The organism is Cystobacter fuscus (assembly GCF_002305875.1).
GTDB lineage: Bacteria > Myxococcota > Myxococcia > Myxococcales > Myxococcaceae > Cystobacter > Cystobacter fuscus_A.
Genome location: NZ_CP022098.1, coordinates 6302699 through 6318933, shown reverse-complemented (window position 1 = coordinate 6318933; position 16235 = coordinate 6302699). Strand labels below are relative to the sequence as shown.

The window sequence follows — 16235 nt, the reverse complement described above, 5'->3', positions numbered from 1 at the left end:
CGTCCCTGAAGCGTCTATGACGTCTGGCGTCAATTTCCGGTCAACCCAATGGGAGTGTGCTGAATGAGATCCAAGATCCTGTTGACTCTGATGGTGTTGGTGGCGACCCCCGCGCTCGCGGATTTGGAGCGCAGTGGCCCCGCGAGCGCCACGTTCTCCGGCAAGGGGCCGGCTGGCTTCAAGCTGGAGGGGAAGACCGAGGAGGTGACCCTCAAGGACGATGGCAAGACGGTGGTCATCTCCGTGCCGCTGGCGACGCTCAAGACAGGCATTGATCTGCGCGACCGTCACATGCGCGAGAAGTACCTCGAGGTGGAGAAGTTCCCGCACGCGGTGCTGGAGGTGCTCTGGACCGCCATCCAGTTGCCGGAGGATGGGAAGACGACCACCCAGACGGTGCCGGGGAAGATGACCCTGCACGGCAAGACGAAGGACGTGTCCGTCACCTACACCCTCAAGCGCACGGGGGATGCCTACGAGGCGAGTGGCAAGCTGCCCATCAACCTCAAGGACTTCGACATCAACCTGCCGAACTACCTGGGCGTGACGGTCAAGCCCGACATCGAGACGCTCACCTCGTTCCAGTTCAAGAAGAAGTAGGAATCACTCTCCCATGCGTCAGTCTCTCGTCGTGTTGTTCTTGTTCGGGCTCCTCGCGTCGCCTCGGGCCGAGGCCTACACGTGGATGATCCGCCACGGCTACTCCAGTTGCGCCGCGTGCCATGCGGACCCCTCGGGAGCCGGCCTCGTCACCGCCTACGGGCGGGCCCAGTCCGAGCTGCTGCTGGCCGCCAACTATGGCAAGCCGAAGGAGGAGGTCAGCTCCAGCACGGGCTTTCTCCTCGGCGCGGTGAACACGCCGGACTGGCTCCTGTTGGGGCTGTCCTTCCGCGGTGGCGCGCTCGTCAACCAGGCGGGGTCGGCGGACCCGACCGTGCGGCCGGTGCAGATGGCGAGCGACATCCGCGCCCAGGCCACCTTCGGTCAGTTCCGCGCCAATGCCAGCCTGGGCTTCGCGCTGCGCCGCGCGCGCCTGGCGGCCCTGACCACCACCGAGGCCAACAACGTCGTGTCGCGCGACCACTGGCTCGGCTGGGACAACGAGAACCAGACGTTGCTGGTGCGCGCGGGCCGCATCAACCTGCCGTTCGGTCTGCGCAACGTGGAGCACACCTCGTGGGTGCGTGAGCGCACGCGCACCGACACCAACGAGCACCAGCAGTACGGCGTGGCCGTCGCCTACAACGGCGAGGGCTTCCGCGGCGAGGTGATGGGCATCGCGGGCAACTTCCTGCTCAAGCCCGACGAGTACCGGGAGCGCGGCTACTCGGGCTACTTCGAGTGGTCCCCGCGGACCAACCTGGCGCTGGGGGTGAGCAGCCTCGCCACGCGCGCCGCGTACGACGTGGACTCGCGGCAGCCGGACTTCTGGCGGCAGGCGCACGGCGTCTTCGGCCGTTGGGCGGTGAGCGGTCCCGTGGTGTTGCTGGGTGAGGTGGATCTGCTCGTCAATTCCTCTCGAGATCAGAGCGCGGGGCTGGGCTACACCGGCCTGCTCCAGGCGGACATCGAGCCGGTGCGGGGTCTGCACGTCATCCTCGCGGGCGAGGCCCTGCGCACGGTGGGGGGAGTGGGCACCAACGTGGGTGGAAGTTTGGGACTGGCCTTCGGCTTCCTGCCCCAGGTCGAGTTGCGCGTCGATGGTGTCGTGCGGAGGTTCGCCACCGAGACGGGCGGCACCAATACCTTGTCCATTCTCAGCCAGTTGCACTTCTTGCTATGAACAACCCATCCAACCGCGGCTTGCCGCACATGCTGGCGCGAGCCAGCCTCCTGGGAGTCGTCCTGCTCGGCGCCACCGCCGCGCGGGCCACTCCCGGGTTTCCACCAGTCATCCGCACCGAGCTCGGGCTCTCCACCCAGCCCTCGTGCGCCGTCTGCCACCAGGGCAATCCCGCCGTGGGCACGGTGACCACGCCCTTCGGGGCGTCGCTGCGCGCCCGGGGCCTCGTGTTCTACGACGATGCATCGTTGCGCAAGGCGCTGACCGCGCTGGACACCGAGAAGGTGGACAGTGACGGGGACGGCACTCCGGACACGGAGGAGCTGAAGGCGGGCCGGGATCCGAACAAGAGCGACGGGGCCAGTCCGGGCGGGGAGCCGGGTGGAGGCAATGCGCTGCCCGATCCCTCCTACGGGTGCGGGGCGGCGCCGGGCGCTCCGGTGGGTCTGCTGCTCGGTGGGCTGTGGCTCTTGCGCAGGCGCCGTCGGGAGTAGGCGTCCGAACGGGCCCGCCCTCATCATTCCTTTCGGTCGTGAGGGCGGGCGATTATACAGGGGACTCCTTTTCACGCGGAGTCCTCCTCATGACGATCAAGGTTGGCGACGAAGCCCCGGACTTCAACTTCACCCACAAGAATGGGAGTCCGGCGAGTCTCAAGTCCCTGCGTCAGCAGAAGGCCGTCGTCCTCTACTTCTATCCCAAGGATGAAACCCCGGGGTGCACGGCCCAGGCCTGCTCCTTCCGCGACGCCTACGAGGACTTCGTCCAGGTGGGCGCCGAGGTCATCGGCGTCAGCTCCGACGAGACTTCTTCGCACGAGTCCTTCGCCACCCGGCACCGGCTGCCCTTCACGTTGATCAGCGACGCGGACGGCTCACTGCGCAAGAGCTACGGTGTGCCGCGCTCGTTCATGGGGCTGCTGCCGGGCCGGGTCACGTATGTGATCGACCGTCAGGGCATCGTCCAGCACGTCTTCAATTCGCAGCTCCAGGCCACCAAGCACATCACCGAGGCGATGAACGTCCTCAAGCGCCTGAGTGCCACCTGACGGATACGCGGCGAGCGCGTGGGGCTCGTTCCTGGTGGCGCTCCTGGCTGCTGGGGGCCTTGCTGCTGTCCCTGGTCCTGCATGGGGCCCTGGGTCTGCTGCTGTGGCGCGCGAGGCCTCCCTCGCTCGCCTCTCCCCCCGAGGCCCGTGAACCCATCCTGCTCGAGTTCACCGAGCACGAAGCGCCTCGCGAGGTCGCCGGGGCGGAGCCTCCCGCGGTGCCGCCCCGGGAAACACCCCGTCGGTCGCCCCAGGGGCCTCCTGTGAGAAAGCCGGCCTCCGCTCCGGCGCCCGTCACGGCCCCGGAGCCCATCGCGTCGTCAGGCCCCTCGAGGAGTCCCGAGGCCGGGGCACCGTCCGTCGTCCCCCAGGTGCCCGACGTGCCGCGAGCGGTGCGGCTGTTTCCGGGCCCGGGAGGACTTCCGGTGGAGCAGGGGAGCGCGGCCGAGGACGCGCCCCGGGGCCACACCTGGAGACCGGGGGACGGGCCTTCACCCGAGCAACGCCTGGCGGAGGAGCGCGAGCGGGTGCGGGGCCGGGTGCAGGGCTTCCTCGATGACGGCCTGGCCACGGTGCGTGTGGAGAATGGCCTCGTCGACACCTACTTCGGCCAGATGGACCATGCGCTGGAGAAGGGGCTGACGGGCGCGTCGCTCTTCGACTACCAGGGCGTGCTCCGGCACTTCTTCCCCGCGATCAATCCGCGCGAGTTGATGAAGGGGGCCGCGCGCTACGGGGCCACGGGCAGTCCGGACGACGCCACCGGGGGGCCCTCGGGGACGGAGCGCCTGGAGGACGTGGCGCGCTCGGGGACCGCGGGCTCGAGGGCTCGCCGGGCCCGCGATCCGTTGGGAGAGCTGGACAGGAGCGTGGCGGGCGCCAACACGTTGTCGGTGGATCTCGAGCTGGAGCAATCGCCCACGGGACAGTTGTTGGGGGTGAAGCTGCTGCGAGGCTCGGGCAACCCCCTCTTCGACACCTATGTCCTCGAGAAGGTCCCTCCGTCCCTGGCGACGTTGGGCCCCGCGTCGGAGAACTTCGCCGCGAGGACCCGGGCGCCCACGGTGCGCAGCGTCTGGAATGTCGAGGGCCACGTGAGCTTCTCGCGCACCATCAAGCTGTCGAAGCTGCACACGCTCGACGCGGCGGACGCCGCCTATGTCTCGGCGCTGCTCGCGACGAACCTGCTCGGGGGCTCCTTCGATGAAACGCGGGGCGAGGTGACGATCGTCGACGTGCGCCGGCCCCACTTCGACATCCGGACCCGGCTGCTGCGGGTGTACTGAGTCGAAACAAACAAAACAAAACGAACGGAAGAGCCCGGGGGATGCCGGGTGTCGGCACCCTCCGGGCTCTGAACGACGCCTGACGCGGTGCGGCTCAGGCGTTGGCGGTCTTCTCCGGCACGTTGATGCCCTGCCGGCCGAGGTAGTCCATCGCCTTGTCCTTCACGTTGGTGCGCAGCTCCGGCCCGGTCTTGGGCGTGAGCAGCAGGGCGGCGATGCCGCCGACGGCGCAGCCGATGACGAAGGCGCCGATGCCAGCGAACGAGGCGCTGGCGGGCTTGTAGGTGGTCAGGCCCACATAGTGCAGTGCATCATCCGGATCGAATTCCTCCCACCGGTTGCGCGCGTACTTGGGCAGATCCTTCAGGAGCTTCCTGGCGAGGAATTTCCGATACAAGTCACTCTTCGCCGCCAGCTTGGCCTTTTTCGCGAACATCATTCCGTCCTCCTCTGTCCGATGACCCGCAAGGCACGGAACTCCCCCACGGTAGTTCGTCCTTGGTAGGAAGAAAGGTAGGCAGGGTCGTCCGGGATGGCACCCCCCGGCGTGCGCTTGTCCACTCGGCTTCATGGCCAGCGCCCGCGAGGAAGTCGAAGCAGCCAGGCGAGCCCCTTTCTGCTATGCCCCCGGCGCCATGTCATCCGACCAGAAGCTGCTGGAAAAGCGCGCCCAGGTGGAGCGGGGCGGGGCCGAGAAGTACCACGCGAAGAACCAGGAAGCGGGCAAGCTGTTCGCGCGCGAGCGCATCCGGCTCCTGGTGGACGAGGGCTCGTTCGTCGAGGACGCGAAGCTCGCCAACAACCTGGATCCGGAGCTGCCCTCGGACGGTGTCATCACGGGCCTGGGCCGGGTGGCGGGGCGTCCGGTGGCGATCATGGCCAACGACTCCACGGTGAAGGCGGGCAGTTGGGGCGCGCGCACGGTGGAGAAGATCCTCCGCATCCAGGAGACGGCCCGGAGCCTGCGCTGTCCGCTGCTCTACCTGGTGGACTCGGCGGGAGCGCGCATCACGGATCAGGTGGAGATGTTCCCCGGCCGGCGCGGCGCGGGCCGCATCTTCTACAACGAGGTGCACCTGTCCGGAGAGGTGCCGCAGGTGTGCCTGCTCTTCGGGCCCTCGGCGGCCGGCGGCGCGTACATTCCCGCCTTCTGCGATCTGGTCATCATGGTGGAGGGCAATGCCTCCATGTACCTGGGCAGCCCGCGCATGGCGGAGATGGTCATCGGCGAGAAGGTGACGCTCGAGGAGATGGGCGGCGCGAAGATGCACTGCTCGGTGTCCGGCTGCGGCGACGTGCTGGTGAAGACGGAGCAGGAGGCCATCGAGGCGGCGAAGAAGTACCTGGCCTTCTTCCCGGAGAACTTCACCCAGACGCCGCCGGTGGTGGAGGCGCGCGCGCCCAAGACGAGTGGCAAGCGGGTGGAGGAGATCATCCCCGCGGATCAGAACAAGCCCTTCGACATGCACGCGCTCATCGCGGAGCTCATCGACGAGGGGAGCTGGTTCGAGGTGAAGAAGCTCTTCGCCCAGGAGCTGATCACGGGCCTGGCGCGCATCGGGGGCCGCCCGGTGGGCATCGTGGCCAACCAGCCCAAGTACAAGGGCGGCGTGCTCTTCGTGGACTCGGCGGACAAGGCGGCGCGCTTCATCTGGCTGTGTGACGCCTTCAACATTCCGCTGCTCTACCTGGCGGACGTGCCGGGGTTCATGATTGGCACCAAGGTGGAGCGCGCGGGCATCATCCGCTCGGGCGCGAAGATGATCTCCGCGGTGAGCGAGGCGAGCGTGCCGCGCATCTGCGTGGTGGTGCGCAAGGCCTATGGCGCGGGCCTGTACGCCATGAGCGGGCCGGGCTTCGCGCCGGACGCCACCCTGGCGCTGCCCCAGGCGATGATCGCGGTGATGGGGCCCGAGGCGGCCGTCAACGCCGTCTACTTCAACAAGATCCAGGACAAGCCCGAGGCCGAGCGCGCCGCCTACGTGCAGCAGCTGCGCGACGAGTACAAGGAAGACGTGGACCTGTTCAAGCTGGCGAGCGAGCTGGTGGTGGACGAGGTCGTCCCGGGTGAGCGGCTGCGTCATGAATTGTTGCAGCGCTACGAGTTGTATTCTCGTCGTTTCCAACCCCGGGCCGCCAAGAAGCACGGCGTCTACCCGGTTTGATGGTCCTCCCAACCCCCTCTGCTATACATCCCGACCATGGACTTCGAACTTCCCGAAAGCCATCGAGCTCTTCAGGCTTCCCTGCGTGACTTCTGCGAGCGCAAGGTCCGTCCCTTCGCGCGCGAGTGGGACAAGGACGAGACCTTCCCGCTGGAGGTGGTGCGGGAGCTGGGTGGACTGGGCGTGCTGGGCATGCTGGTCTCCGAGGAGTACGGCGGAGCGGCCATGGACTCGCTGGCCGTGGCGGTGGCGGTGGAGGAGATCGCCCGCTACGACGGCTCGCTCGCCCTCACGGTGGCCTCGCACAACGGCCTGGGCACCAGCCACCTGCGCGTCTTCGGCAACGAGGCGCAGCGGCGCAAGTACCTGCCCAGGCTCGCCAGCGGCGAGTGGCTGGGCGCGTGGGGCCTGACCGAGCCGGGCAGCGGCTCGGACGCCGCGGGGATGAAGACGACGGCGGTGCGCCACGGCGACACGTGGGTGCTCAACGGCGCGAAGATGTTCATCACCCAGGGCACGGTGGGTGACGTGTTCGTGGTGCTGGCGATCACCACGCCGCAGAAGAAGCAGAAGGGCATCACCGCCTTCATCCTGGAGAAGGGGATGAAGGGCTTCAGCCAGCGCTCCATCCACGGCAAGCTGGGCATGCGCTCCTCGGACACGGCGGAGCTGGTGCTCGAGGGCGTGGAGGTGCCGGACAGCCAGCGGCTGGGCGAGGTGGACGCGGGCTTCATCGACACGATGAAGATCCTCGACAAGGGCCGCATCACCATCGGGGCGCTGGCGGTGGGCCTGGGGCGGGGGGCGCTGGAGGAGTCGGTGCGCTACGCGCGTGAGCGCACGGCCTTCGGCCAGCCCATCTCCGAGTTCCAGGGCCTGCGCTGGATGTTCGCGGACATGAAGACGGAGCTGGACGCGGCGCGGCTCCTGGTGCACCGCGCGGCCCTGCTCGCCGACGCGGGCCGGCCCTACAGCCAGGAGGCCTCCATGGCGAAGCTGTTCGCCTCCGAGGCGGCCACGCGCGCCTGCAACAAGGCGGTGCAGATCCACGGCGGCTACGGCTACACGCGCGAGTTCCCCGTCGAGCGCTACCTGCGTGACGCCAAGCTGTGTGAGATCGGCGAGGGCACGAGCGAGATCCAGCGCACCATCATCTCGCGCGAGGTCTTCAAGGGCGCGTGAAGGGGCACGGGATGACACTGCCGCCCGCCGAGCGGGTGAAGACCCTGGAGGCGCGCCTGGGGGTGGTGTTCCCCCGCGCGGAGCTGGCGCTCACCGCGCTCACGCACAAGAGCTGGGTCAACGAGCACCGGGGCGAGGGATTCCAGGACAACGAGCGGCTGGAATTCCTCGGGGACGCGGTGGTCAACCTGGCGGTGGGCCACCGGCTCATGGAGCGCTTTCCCCAGATGCGGGAAGGGGAGCTCACGCCGCTGCGCGCCCGCATCGTCAACGAGGATGGCCTGTCGCGCATCGCGCGCCGCCTGGCGCTGGGTGAGCTGCTGCTGCTCGGACGGGGTGAGGAGCTCAGTGGGGGCCGGGACAAGAGCTCGCTCCTGGCCAACGCGCTGGAGGCGATCTTCGCCGCGCTCTACCTCGAGGCGGGCCTGGCGCCGGTGATGGGGCTGGTGGATCGGCACTTCGCCGAGGCCCTGGATGGCGTGGCCCAGGCGCTCAGCCGGCTGGACTACAAGACGAAGCTGCAGGAGACGGCCCAGGAGCAGCTCAAGGTCACGCCCCGCTATCAGTGCATCTCGGAGGCGGGCCCCGACCACGAGAAGGTCTTCGAGGTGCAGGTGTCGCTGGGGCCGGACGTGTACGCGCGCGCCACGGGCCGTAGCAAGAAGGAGGCCGAGCAGAACGCCGCCCATGCCGCCCTGAAGTGGCTGGCACGGGGGGAAAAGCCGGAACCTCCGGATTCCCCGGCGAATTCCGGTCCGAAGGAGGACAGACCGGGTTGAAACTACTTGGTCCCACTGGACGAGACGAATAAGGTCGCGCGTCGGCCCACGTTCCACCGTTGGCTCGGATGCCCGGCCGCCCGCAATGACGCGCGGCGGGCCGTTGTTCTCGCGCTGTCCTGGGGAAATCCTCTCGTGAGAGGGGGTTTGCCTGATCACCTTCGACCTTCGACGCTTCAGATGCCTCCTCCCACCCACCGCAGCGGCTTCGCCGCGCTCATCGGCCGTCCCAATGTGGGCAAGAGCACGCTGCTCAATCAGCTGACGGGCGAGAAGCTCGCCATCGTCTCGCCCAAGCCGCAGACCACCCGCAACCGCATCCTGGGCGTGGTGACGCGACCGGAGGGCCAGGTGGCCTTCCTCGACACCCCGGGCATCCACCAGGCCAAGGGGGAGCTCAACCGGTACATGGTGGAGGTGGCCCTGCAGGCCGCGGACGAGGTGGACCTGGTCCTCTTCGTCATCGAGCCCACGGGCACGGAGAAGCAGGAGGTGAGTCCGGGCAACCGCCACATCCTCGAGCGGCTGCAGAAGACGGGCAAGCCCACCTTCCTCGTCATCAACAAGATCGACACCATTCCCAAGCCGGTGCTCCTGCCGCTCATCGACCTGTACCGCCGGGAGTTCCCCTTCGCCGAGGTGATTCCCATCTCCGCCAAGGAGGACGACGGGGTGGAGGGCCTGTTCCAGACGGTGCTGCGGCACATGCCCGAGGGTGAGCCCTTGTTTCCCGAGGACGTGCTCACGGACCAGGCGGAGAAGACGCTGGTGGCCGAGTACATCCGCGAGCAGGTGTTGCGGCATTGCCGCCAGGAGATTCCCTATTCCACGGCGGTGCTGGTGGACTTCTTCGACGAGTCCGAGCGCGAGCCGCCACCGGGCACGCCGCCGGGCAAGCTCGCGGGGCTCATCCGGATTTCGGGCTCCATCTACGTGGAGCGGGACAGTCAGAAGGCCATCATCATCGGCAAGCAGGGCCAGATGTTGAAGACGATCGGTACGGACGCGCGCAAGGCCATCCAGCGGCTCTTGGGGGCGCATGTGTACCTCTCGCTCCGGGTGCGCGTGGAGCCCCGGTGGAGCGAGCGGCCCGAGGGCCTCAAGAAGCTGGGTTACGAGTAGAAAGCCACATGAAGCCTCTGGTCGCCATCGTGGGACGCCCCAACGTGGGCAAGTCCACGCTCTTCAATCGCCTCGCCCGGCGCCGCATCGCCCTGGTGGAGGACATCCCCGGAGTCACCCGCGACCGGCATTACTGGGACGTGGAGTGCGAGGGCCGGTTCATCACCATCATCGACACGGGCGGCTTCGTGCCCGGGGAGAAGGACTCGCTCCTGCAGCAGGTGCGCGAGCAGGCGCAGCTCGCGGTGGAGGAGTGTGACGCCATCGTCTTCGTGACGGACGCGCGCGCGGGCCTGACCACGGCGGACCAGGAGGTGGCCGCCTACCTGCGCCAGAGCGGCAAGCCCGTGGTGGTGGCCGCCAACAAGCTCGACAGCGAGTCACAGCTCGTCCAGGCGCACGCCTCGGAGTTCTTCCGGCTGGGCCTGGGCGAGGTGTTCCCCATCTCCGCCGAGCATGGCCTGGGCGTGGGCACGATGATGGAGGCCGTCGTGGGCAAGCTGCCGCCCATGGACGACGAGGAACTGGCCGCCAAGGCCTTCGCCGAGACGGCGCTCGACGAGCCGGCGACGGAAGCCGACGAGGCGGCGTTCGGGTACGTGCCGGAAGGGGAGGAAGGCGAGGACGGGGAAGGGGACGAGGACGGGGAGGAGGGCGAGGCCCCGGCGGCGACCCCCCTCGGGGCGAAGCAGGAGGAGGACGAGGAGGAGGAGCGGCCCATCCGGATCGCCATCATCGGCCGGCCCAACGTGGGCAAGAGCACCCTGGTCAACGCGCTGCTCAAGGAGAAGCGCGTGGTGGCCAGCGAGGTGCCGGGGACGACGCGGGATCCCATCGACTCGGAGCTCAAGTACAAGGACCGGCAGGTCATCCTGACGGACACCGCGGGCATCCGGCGCAAGAAGACGATCGCCCACCGGCTGGAGAAGTTCTCGGTGGTGGCGGCGCTCAAGTCCATGGAGCGCAGCGACGTGGCGGTGCTGCTGATGGACGCCACCGAGCCCGCGGTGGACCAGGACGCCAAGCTGGCGGGCCTGGCCGAGGAGAAGGGCCGCGCGCTGGTCATCGTGGTGAACAAGTGGGATCTCATCAGCACGGATCAGCGCAAGCAGGAGATCTTCCGCGAGGAGCTCAAGTACGCGCTGAAGTTCGTGCACTACGCGCCCATTGTCTTCACCTCGGCGCTCACCGGCTCCAAGGTGGAGAAGGTGTTGGAGCTGGCGGTGGAACTGGCCGACCAGTTCCGCTACCGCTCGCCCACCCCCCAGCTCAACCGGCTGCTCAAGCACATCGAGGAGAGCCACCCGGCGCCCATCGTGGGGCGGGGGCCGCTGCGGGTGTACTACATGGCCCAGGTGGGCACGGCACCGCCCACCTTCGCCATCACCTGCAACCGGCCGGAAGGGGTGCCGGACATGTACCGGCGCTACATCACCAACCAGTTGCGCAAGACGTTCGACTTGCGCGTCCCCATCCGCCTGCTTTTCCGCGAGCGGCCGGGGCAAGAGAAGCGAGCGGCCCGCAAGAGGCCGAAGCAGACCGGGAAGCGATAGCCGGTCCGCGTTGACACTCCGGGTGCGCGCTCCGTAGATTGCGCGCCCTTCGACCCCCGAGCAGAGGTGCGCACCACCGTGGCCGAAAAGTCCGAGAAGATGACGAAGCAGGAGCTGACCGCGCAGGACGCCTTCCAGCTCTATGGCGCCGAGGCGAGTGACTGGCTGATGAAGCGGCAGCAACTCATCGGCGCCACGCTGGGCGTGCTGCTGGTGGGAGGGCTCATCGCCGCGACGGTGCATTACTTCTCCAGCCGCGGCGAGGAGAAGGCCTCCAAGCAACTGGGCCAGGCACTGACGGTGCTCGAGCGGCCGGTGGTGACCGGGGTGGATCTCCAACCGGCGGAGGCGGGGCAGGAGCCGCCCTTCAAGTCGGAGAAGGAGAAGGACGAGGCGATCGTCAAGGCGCTGAGCGACTTCCGCGCGGAGCACGGGAGTTCGGACGCGGCGGTGACGGCGGCGCTGCCCCTGGGCAAGGCGCAGTACCGGCTGGGCAACTACGACGGGGCGCTCGCCTCCTTCGACGAGTACATCGCCAAGGGCGAGAAGAACGAGCCGCTGATGGTGTCGGCGCGCGAGGGCCAGGGCTATGCCCACGAGGCCAAGGGGCAGCTCGACCAGGCGCTCGCGTCGTTCCAGGAGATGGCGAAGCTGGACGCGGGGGGCTTCCTGCAGGGCATGGGGCAGTACCACCAGGCGCGCATCCTCGTGGCCCAGGGCAAGAAGGACGAGGCGGCGCAGTTGCTGGCGGACCTGAAGTCGACCCAGACGAACACGGCGGCGGGACGGCTCGCCACCGAGCGGCTGGCGGTGCTCGCGGCCGAGGGCGTGAAGATTCCCGAGCCGAAGGCTGCTCCGGCCGCGACCCAGGACGCGGGGTAGACGCGGGCCCATGAGGATTTCGCGCTGGTGGAAGTCTTGGGTGGGTGGGCTCGGGGCGGTGGGCCTTCTGGGGGCCTGCCAGACGGTGCCGGTGTACGGCAACCCGGTGACCTCCGCCCCCGTGCAGCCGCCCCGTCACTACTTCTCGGTGGACTGGTGGAAGCCGCTGGTCGAGCCCACGCTGCTCGAGTACGCCCCGCGAGAGCAGGCCCGGCCCGCCTATGACGAGCAGAACGAGCGGGTGATCGCGCTCACCCGGGACGGGTATGTGCGCAGCCTCGGAGCCGGGGGCCAGGAGGCTTGGAGCTACCAGGTGGGCACGCTCTTCTACGCGGGCGCCACGGTGGACGACGGCACGGTGTACGTGCCGGGCACGGACGGCGGACTGCACGCCCTGGACGCGCGCACGGGTCAGTTGAAGTGGAGGTACGCGGCGGAAGAGGCACTGGCGACGGTCCCGGTGATCGCCGGCGATCTGGTGCTGGTGGCCTCGCAGAGCGACACGCTGTTCGCGGTGAAGCGCGCCACGGGAGAGCTCGCGTGGCTGTACCGGAGGGATCCTCCGGCGGGCTTCACCATCCACCGGACGTCCGCGCCGGCCGTGCGGGGTCAGACGGCCTGGGTGGGCTTCTCCGACGGCTCGCTCGTGTCGTTGGACCTGGCCGATGGCGGCGTGCGCTGGGACAAGTTGCTCGCACAGGCGGGCACCCGGCAGTTCATGGACGTGGACACCTCGCCCGTGCTGGATGCCTCGGGCCGGGTCTACGCCGCGTCGTACACCGGAGGCCTGTACGCCCTCGATGCCGAGACGGGCGACGTGGTGTGGACCACGGTGGCGCAGGGCATTACCTCGCTGATGATCCACGGAGACGTGGTGATCGCCACCGGGGATGACCGCCTGGATGCGTACCTGGCGGACAATGGGAAGCTCATCTGGTCGCGCACCCTGGAGGAAAGGGCCGGACTGGAGACGGTGTTGGTCAAGGGCATGCTCCTGGTGCCCGCCCAGCGCTCGCTGCTCTTCGTGGATCCCCGCACGGGCCACTCGCGCATCGCGTGGAACCCGGGCAAGGGGATCTCGGCCCCGCCGCGGGTGGTGGGGAGCAAGGCGTACGTGCTGTCCAACAACGGCTACCTGTACGCCCTGCGCCTGGATGGGAGGAGTGGTTGACCTCGGGGGCGGTGAAGAAGGCGGTCCGGGTGGTGGCCGCCCTCATCTCCCGGCCCGGGGATGACACCCGGTTCCTCGTCCAGCAGCGCCTGCCAGGGGGAAGCCGTGGGCTGCTCTGGGAGTTTCCAGGCGGCAAGGTGGAGCCCGGGGAGTCCGAGCCCGAAGCGCTCGTTCGCGAGTGCCGGGAGGAGCTGGATGTGACGCTCCACGTGGGAAGGCAGCTATGGGCGGGCAGACACGAGTACCCGGATCTGACGGTGGACCTGACGCTGTACGCGGCCCGGCTGGAGTCGGGGGAGCCGAAGGCCCTGGGAGCCCAGGCGCTGGCGTTCCTGACGCCGGAGCAGATGCGGACGCTGCCGTTCTGCGAGGCGGATCTCCCGCCCCTGGAGGCGCTGGTGGCGGGCAGGATGGGTCCGCTGCGCTGATGGTGCGACGCACCTTCCAGCTCATTCCCGGCGTGGGCCCCTGGAAGGAGAAGGATCTCTGGGCCCGTGGCATCCACACCTGGGAGGACTTTCCGGAGAGTGGCGTGGTGCTCGGGCAGAAGCTGGATGGACTGGCGCGCCAGCGTCTGGCCATGGCCCGTGAGGCCCTGGAGCGCGGGGATCTGGCGGCGCTGGCGGCCATGATTCCCCCTCGCGAACACTGGCGGCTGTACCCCGAGTTCGCGCGCGACGCGCTGTACTTCGACATCGAGACGAATGGAAACCAGGAGCAGGAGCCCACGGTGGTGGCCCTGTTCGACGCGGACGGCCTGCGCGTCTTCATCCTCGGACGCAACATGGACGAGCTGCCCGAGGCCATGGCGCAGCGGCGCTTGTGGGTGACGTTCAACGGCTCGTGCTTCGACGTGCCCGTGCTGCGGCAGTACTTCGGCAAGCGCTTTCCCACGCCCGAGGCACACATCGATCTGCGTTTCGTGTGCCGCCGGCTGGGCATGGGGGGCGGGCTGAAGGAGCTCGAGGACAAGCTGGGCTTGGGGCGGCCTCCCCATATGAAGGGCGTGAACGGGTGGGACGCGGTGCTGCTGTGGCGCGCCTACCTCGCCCGGGGCGACGTGGAAGCCCTGCGCTTCCTGGTGGAGTACAACCTCTATGACTCCTTCCAACTGCGCGCGTTGATGGACACGGCCTACAACCGCGCCCTGGACGATCTGAACATGGACGCCGTCGCGCGGCTGCCCGTGTTCGAGCGGGGCGAGGTCCTCTATGACGTGAGCCGGCTCATCCTGGAGCTCGGGCCCACGCAACGCGACCTGAAGGTGCTCGAGCGGGTGCGCGCCCAGGATCGGGATCTGCGCCAGGACTGAGGCCGACAGCTCGGGGAGGTCGGGCGGCCGTGTCAGTCCGGGCTGGTAGGGTGGTTGACGCTGGAGGTTCGGCGCTCGAGCCCTACCTCTGGCATTCCCCGGCGCGGCGTTGGCGTGCAGCACAAAGGAGAGCCCGAAGATGTCCATCGACAGGCCCGAGTCCTCGACCCCTCCCAAACTTCTCTTTTCCGTGGATGGAACCCGGTACGAACTCGTTCGGAAACTGGGACGCCGCCATTCAGGAGATCTGCTGTTGGCCCGGCGCCGCCACGCGATGGGACCGGCCGGATGCGTCGTTCTCAAGCGGTTGTCGCGCCCGGTCAGTGAGAAACAGAAGCAGCGCCTGGTACAGGAGGTCCAACTGGCGTACCGGCTCGACCATCCCGGCATCGCCAAGGTGTACCAGTGGATGTTGCATGGGGGACGGCCCTACGTGGTGATGGAGTACGTGGAGGGACATTCCCTCGAGACCGTGCTGAGCGTCGCGGCCATGCGGCAGCGGCCCATGTCCGAGGCCTTCGTCTGCCACGTGGCCTCCGAGATCGCGGATGCATTGCATTATGCGCATACCCGGACGGATGAGCGGGGACGGTTCCTGGGGATCGTCCACCGGGACATCCAGCCGGAGAACATTCGGGTGGGCATCAGTGGCGAGGTGAAGCTGGTGGATTTCGGAGTCGCGTACTCGCTGTTGCCAGGACGGGATGCCACCACGGCCTCGGTCTTGCGCGGGGACATCGCCTACGCGTCCCCCGAGCGCATGCGCATGGAGCAGGTGGATCACCGCTCGGATTTGTTCTCGTTGGGCCTGGTCATGCTGGAGCTGCTCACGGGCAAGCACCTGTTCGACCTGGAGGACGTGGAGCAGGCGGCACGCGCAGCGGGCCCTGTGACGGCGACCGTCCCCGTACGGGACGAGCTTCGCTGTGAGGAACCCAGCTGGGTGCCGGTGGCGGAGATGGCCGCGCGCATCGAGCGGTTTGGCCCCGCGGATGTGGAGCGAGCCACCCAAGGGCTCTCCGAGCCCCTGAGGGCCGTGGTGCACCGGGCCCTCCAGCGCGAGCCGTCCGCCCGTTATGCGTCGGGACTGGAACTGCGTGACGCGCTCCGGGCCTTGCTCGTGGTGAAGGGGCGGCCCTACGGACGGCCGGAAGCGGCGCGCGAGGTGCTGGTGGCCGTGAAGGAGGCGGAGTTGCTGCGCGAGTCCGCGGATGTCCTCGAAGCGGATGTCTTCCCGGAGCCCTCGCGCCGGACGACGATCGAACACTGACGTCAGGCCTCAGCGAGAGCGTCGTTTCTTCGCGGGTGGCGGCGGCGGTTTTTCCTTTTCCCCGGAGACCTGGAAGGGCATCCGGATGTCGGCGATCTCCCGGCCCTGGGCGTCGGTCATCGAGGAGCCAGTTTGCGCGTCGATGACCAGGACGTAGCCATGGCCGGACTTGAGCGGTGTGGGTAGGGAGATCCGGTAGAGCAATCCGTCGGAAGACTCCTCGGCAGTGTCATCCGAGACCAGGGCGCGATCGGCCTCATCGAACAAACGGACACGGTAGTTGCGCAGCACCTGCGAGCTGCGCAGTTCGAGCGCTGACGTGGGCTCCACGATCGGACGTCCTTCTTCCTCGCCAACCACGGGAATGGACTCCGTACCGGCATCCGCCAGGGTGTAGCGGAGCGTGAAGGTCGCAGGTCCAGGTTGTGCGAGTGCCGCGTCCGGCGGGGAGATGACGGCCGTGCCGGCATCCTCGGTGGGGGCGGAGGGCTTCGAACATCCGGCCAAGTCCAACGCGGCGACAGCGCCAACGACGCTCAAGGAGAGGAGTCGCATAGAGGCGGGAGACCCTATGTCCCCAAGCAGGACCCGAGAAGCGCGAACATGCACCGGGTACGGAGCCGCCCGCTGGCCCTAGGCGCACACCTATCGTTGGGTCTGATAAGATGCGTTATGTAAACTA

Annotated in this window: 17 protein-coding genes; 15 read left to right on the top strand and 2 right to left on the bottom strand. The window is 68.2% G+C overall.

The window, feature by feature from the left end; translation table 11 throughout:
• Positions 1-63: 63 nt before the first annotated feature.
• From CYFUS_RS25765 to CYFUS_RS25745, 5 genes are all read left to right on the top strand, one after another.
• Positions 64-600, top strand: coding sequence for a YceI family protein (locus tag CYFUS_RS25765; protein WP_095987641.1), 537 nt, complete (start codon positions 64-66; stop codon positions 598-600).
• 13 nt (positions 601-613) lie between these two features.
• Positions 614-1783 carry a hypothetical protein gene (locus tag CYFUS_RS25760; protein WP_095987640.1) on the top strand — a complete coding sequence of 390 codons (1170 nt, stop codon included), beginning with the start codon at positions 614-616 and terminating at the stop codon, positions 1781-1783.
• A complete protein-coding gene (locus tag CYFUS_RS52940) occupies positions 1780-2277 on the top strand; it encodes a thrombospondin type 3 repeat-containing protein (RefSeq protein WP_232536792.1) in 498 nt (165 codons plus the stop codon). The genes CYFUS_RS25760 and CYFUS_RS52940 overlap by 4 nt, the downstream gene beginning before the upstream one ends.
• Positions 2278-2366: 89 nt before the next feature.
• Positions 2367-2831 carry a peroxiredoxin gene (locus tag CYFUS_RS25750; RefSeq protein WP_095987638.1) on the top strand — a complete coding sequence of 155 codons (465 nt, stop codon included), beginning with the start codon at positions 2367-2369 and terminating at the stop codon, positions 2829-2831.
• A 59-nt stretch (positions 2832-2890) separates the two neighbouring features.
• Positions 2891-4117, top strand: a complete 1227-nt coding sequence (locus tag CYFUS_RS25745) for a hypothetical protein (RefSeq protein ID WP_095987637.1) — start codon at positions 2891-2893, stop codon at positions 4115-4117.
• A 94-nt stretch (positions 4118-4211) separates the two neighbouring features.
• Here the strand turns inward: CYFUS_RS25745 and CYFUS_RS25740 are convergent, their stop codons facing one another.
• Entirely contained in the window at positions 4212-4556 is a 345-nt protein-coding gene (locus tag CYFUS_RS25740; RefSeq protein WP_095987636.1) for a YtxH domain-containing protein, read from the bottom strand.
• Between the two features lie 196 nt (positions 4557-4752).
• On the opposite strand from CYFUS_RS25740, the gene CYFUS_RS25735 reads away from it, so the two are divergent.
• From CYFUS_RS25735 to CYFUS_RS25690, 10 genes are all read left to right on the top strand, one after another.
• Positions 4753-6282 (top strand): acyl-CoA carboxylase subunit beta, encoded by a 1530-nt coding sequence (locus CYFUS_RS25735; RefSeq protein ID WP_095987635.1) that lies wholly within the window; start codon positions 4753-4755, stop codon positions 6280-6282.
• Between the two features lie 36 nt (positions 6283-6318).
• Positions 6319-7464, top strand: a complete 1146-nt coding sequence (locus CYFUS_RS25730) for an acyl-CoA dehydrogenase family protein (protein WP_095987634.1) — start codon at positions 6319-6321, stop codon at positions 7462-7464.
• Positions 7465-7475: 11 nt separating this feature from the next.
• A complete protein-coding gene (rnc, locus tag CYFUS_RS25725) occupies positions 7476-8243 on the top strand; it encodes a ribonuclease III (RefSeq protein WP_095987633.1) in 768 nt (255 codons plus the stop codon).
• A 180-nt stretch (positions 8244-8423) separates the two neighbouring features.
• Positions 8424-9365, top strand: coding sequence for a GTPase Era (gene era / locus CYFUS_RS25720; protein WP_095987632.1), 942 nt, complete (start codon positions 8424-8426; stop codon positions 9363-9365).
• Positions 9366-9373: 8 nt separating this feature from the next.
• Complete coding sequence (gene der / locus CYFUS_RS25715; protein ID WP_095987631.1) at positions 9374-10918, top strand: ribosome biogenesis GTPase Der; 1545 nt, start codon at positions 9374-9376, stop codon at positions 10916-10918.
• A 78-nt stretch (positions 10919-10996) separates the two neighbouring features.
• Entirely contained in the window at positions 10997-11800 is an 804-nt protein-coding gene (locus CYFUS_RS25710) for a tetratricopeptide repeat protein (protein WP_332468287.1), read from the top strand.
• Positions 11801-11840: 40 nt separating this feature from the next.
• Positions 11841-12971, top strand: coding sequence for a PQQ-binding-like beta-propeller repeat protein (locus CYFUS_RS25705; protein WP_232536791.1), 1131 nt, complete (start codon positions 11841-11843; stop codon positions 12969-12971).
• Positions 12968-13399, top strand: a complete 432-nt coding sequence (locus CYFUS_RS25700) for a (deoxy)nucleoside triphosphate pyrophosphohydrolase (RefSeq protein WP_232536790.1) — start codon at positions 12968-12970, stop codon at positions 13397-13399. The genes CYFUS_RS25705 and CYFUS_RS25700 overlap by 4 nt, the downstream gene beginning before the upstream one ends.
• Positions 13399-14283: a ribonuclease H-like domain-containing protein gene (locus CYFUS_RS25695; RefSeq protein WP_095987629.1), complete on the top strand. Its 885-nt coding sequence runs from the start codon at positions 13399-13401 to the stop codon at positions 14281-14283. The genes CYFUS_RS25700 and CYFUS_RS25695 overlap by 1 nt, the downstream gene beginning before the upstream one ends.
• Before the next feature lie 139 nt (positions 14284-14422).
• A complete protein-coding gene (locus tag CYFUS_RS25690; RefSeq protein WP_095987628.1) occupies positions 14423-15553 on the top strand; it encodes a serine/threonine protein kinase in 1131 nt (376 codons plus the stop codon).
• Positions 15554-15562: 9 nt separating this feature from the next.
• Here the strand turns inward: CYFUS_RS25690 and CYFUS_RS25685 are convergent, their stop codons facing one another.
• Positions 15563-16093 (bottom strand): hypothetical protein, encoded by a 531-nt coding sequence (locus CYFUS_RS25685; protein ID WP_332468286.1) that lies wholly within the window; start codon positions 16091-16093, stop codon positions 15563-15565.
• Between the last annotated feature and the right edge of the window lie 142 nt (positions 16094-16235).

Bases quoted from the DNA above. Each gene is read 5' to 3' on its own strand.
- CYFUS_RS25765 (WP_095987641.1), top strand. From the start codon at position 64: ATGAGATCCAAGATCCTGTTGACTCTGATGGTGTTGGTGGCGACCCCC.
- CYFUS_RS25760 (WP_095987640.1), top strand. From the start codon at position 614: ATGCGTCAGTCTCTCGTCGTGTTGTTCTTGTTCGGGCTCCTCGCGTCG.
- CYFUS_RS52940 (WP_232536792.1), top strand. From the start codon at position 1,780: ATGAACAACCCATCCAACCGCGGCTTGCCGCACATGCTGGCGCGAGCC.
- CYFUS_RS25750 (WP_095987638.1), top strand. From the start codon at position 2,367: ATGACGATCAAGGTTGGCGACGAAGCCCCGGACTTCAACTTCACCCAC.
- CYFUS_RS25740 (WP_095987636.1), bottom strand. From the start codon at position 4,556: ATGATGTTCGCGAAAAAGGCCAAGCTGGCGGCGAAGAGTGACTTGTAT.
- CYFUS_RS25735 (WP_095987635.1), top strand. From the start codon at position 4,753: ATGTCATCCGACCAGAAGCTGCTGGAAAAGCGCGCCCAGGTGGAGCGG.
- CYFUS_RS25730 (WP_095987634.1), top strand. From the start codon at position 6,319: ATGGACTTCGAACTTCCCGAAAGCCATCGAGCTCTTCAGGCTTCCCTG.
- rnc (WP_095987633.1), top strand. From the start codon at position 7,476: ATGACACTGCCGCCCGCCGAGCGGGTGAAGACCCTGGAGGCGCGCCTG.
- era (WP_095987632.1), top strand. From the start codon at position 8,424: ATGCCTCCTCCCACCCACCGCAGCGGCTTCGCCGCGCTCATCGGCCGT.
- der (WP_095987631.1), top strand. From the start codon at position 9,374: ATGAAGCCTCTGGTCGCCATCGTGGGACGCCCCAACGTGGGCAAGTCC.
- CYFUS_RS25695 (WP_095987629.1), top strand. From the start codon at position 13,399: ATGGTGCGACGCACCTTCCAGCTCATTCCCGGCGTGGGCCCCTGGAAG.
- CYFUS_RS25690 (WP_095987628.1), top strand. From the start codon at position 14,423: ATGTCCATCGACAGGCCCGAGTCCTCGACCCCTCCCAAACTTCTCTTT.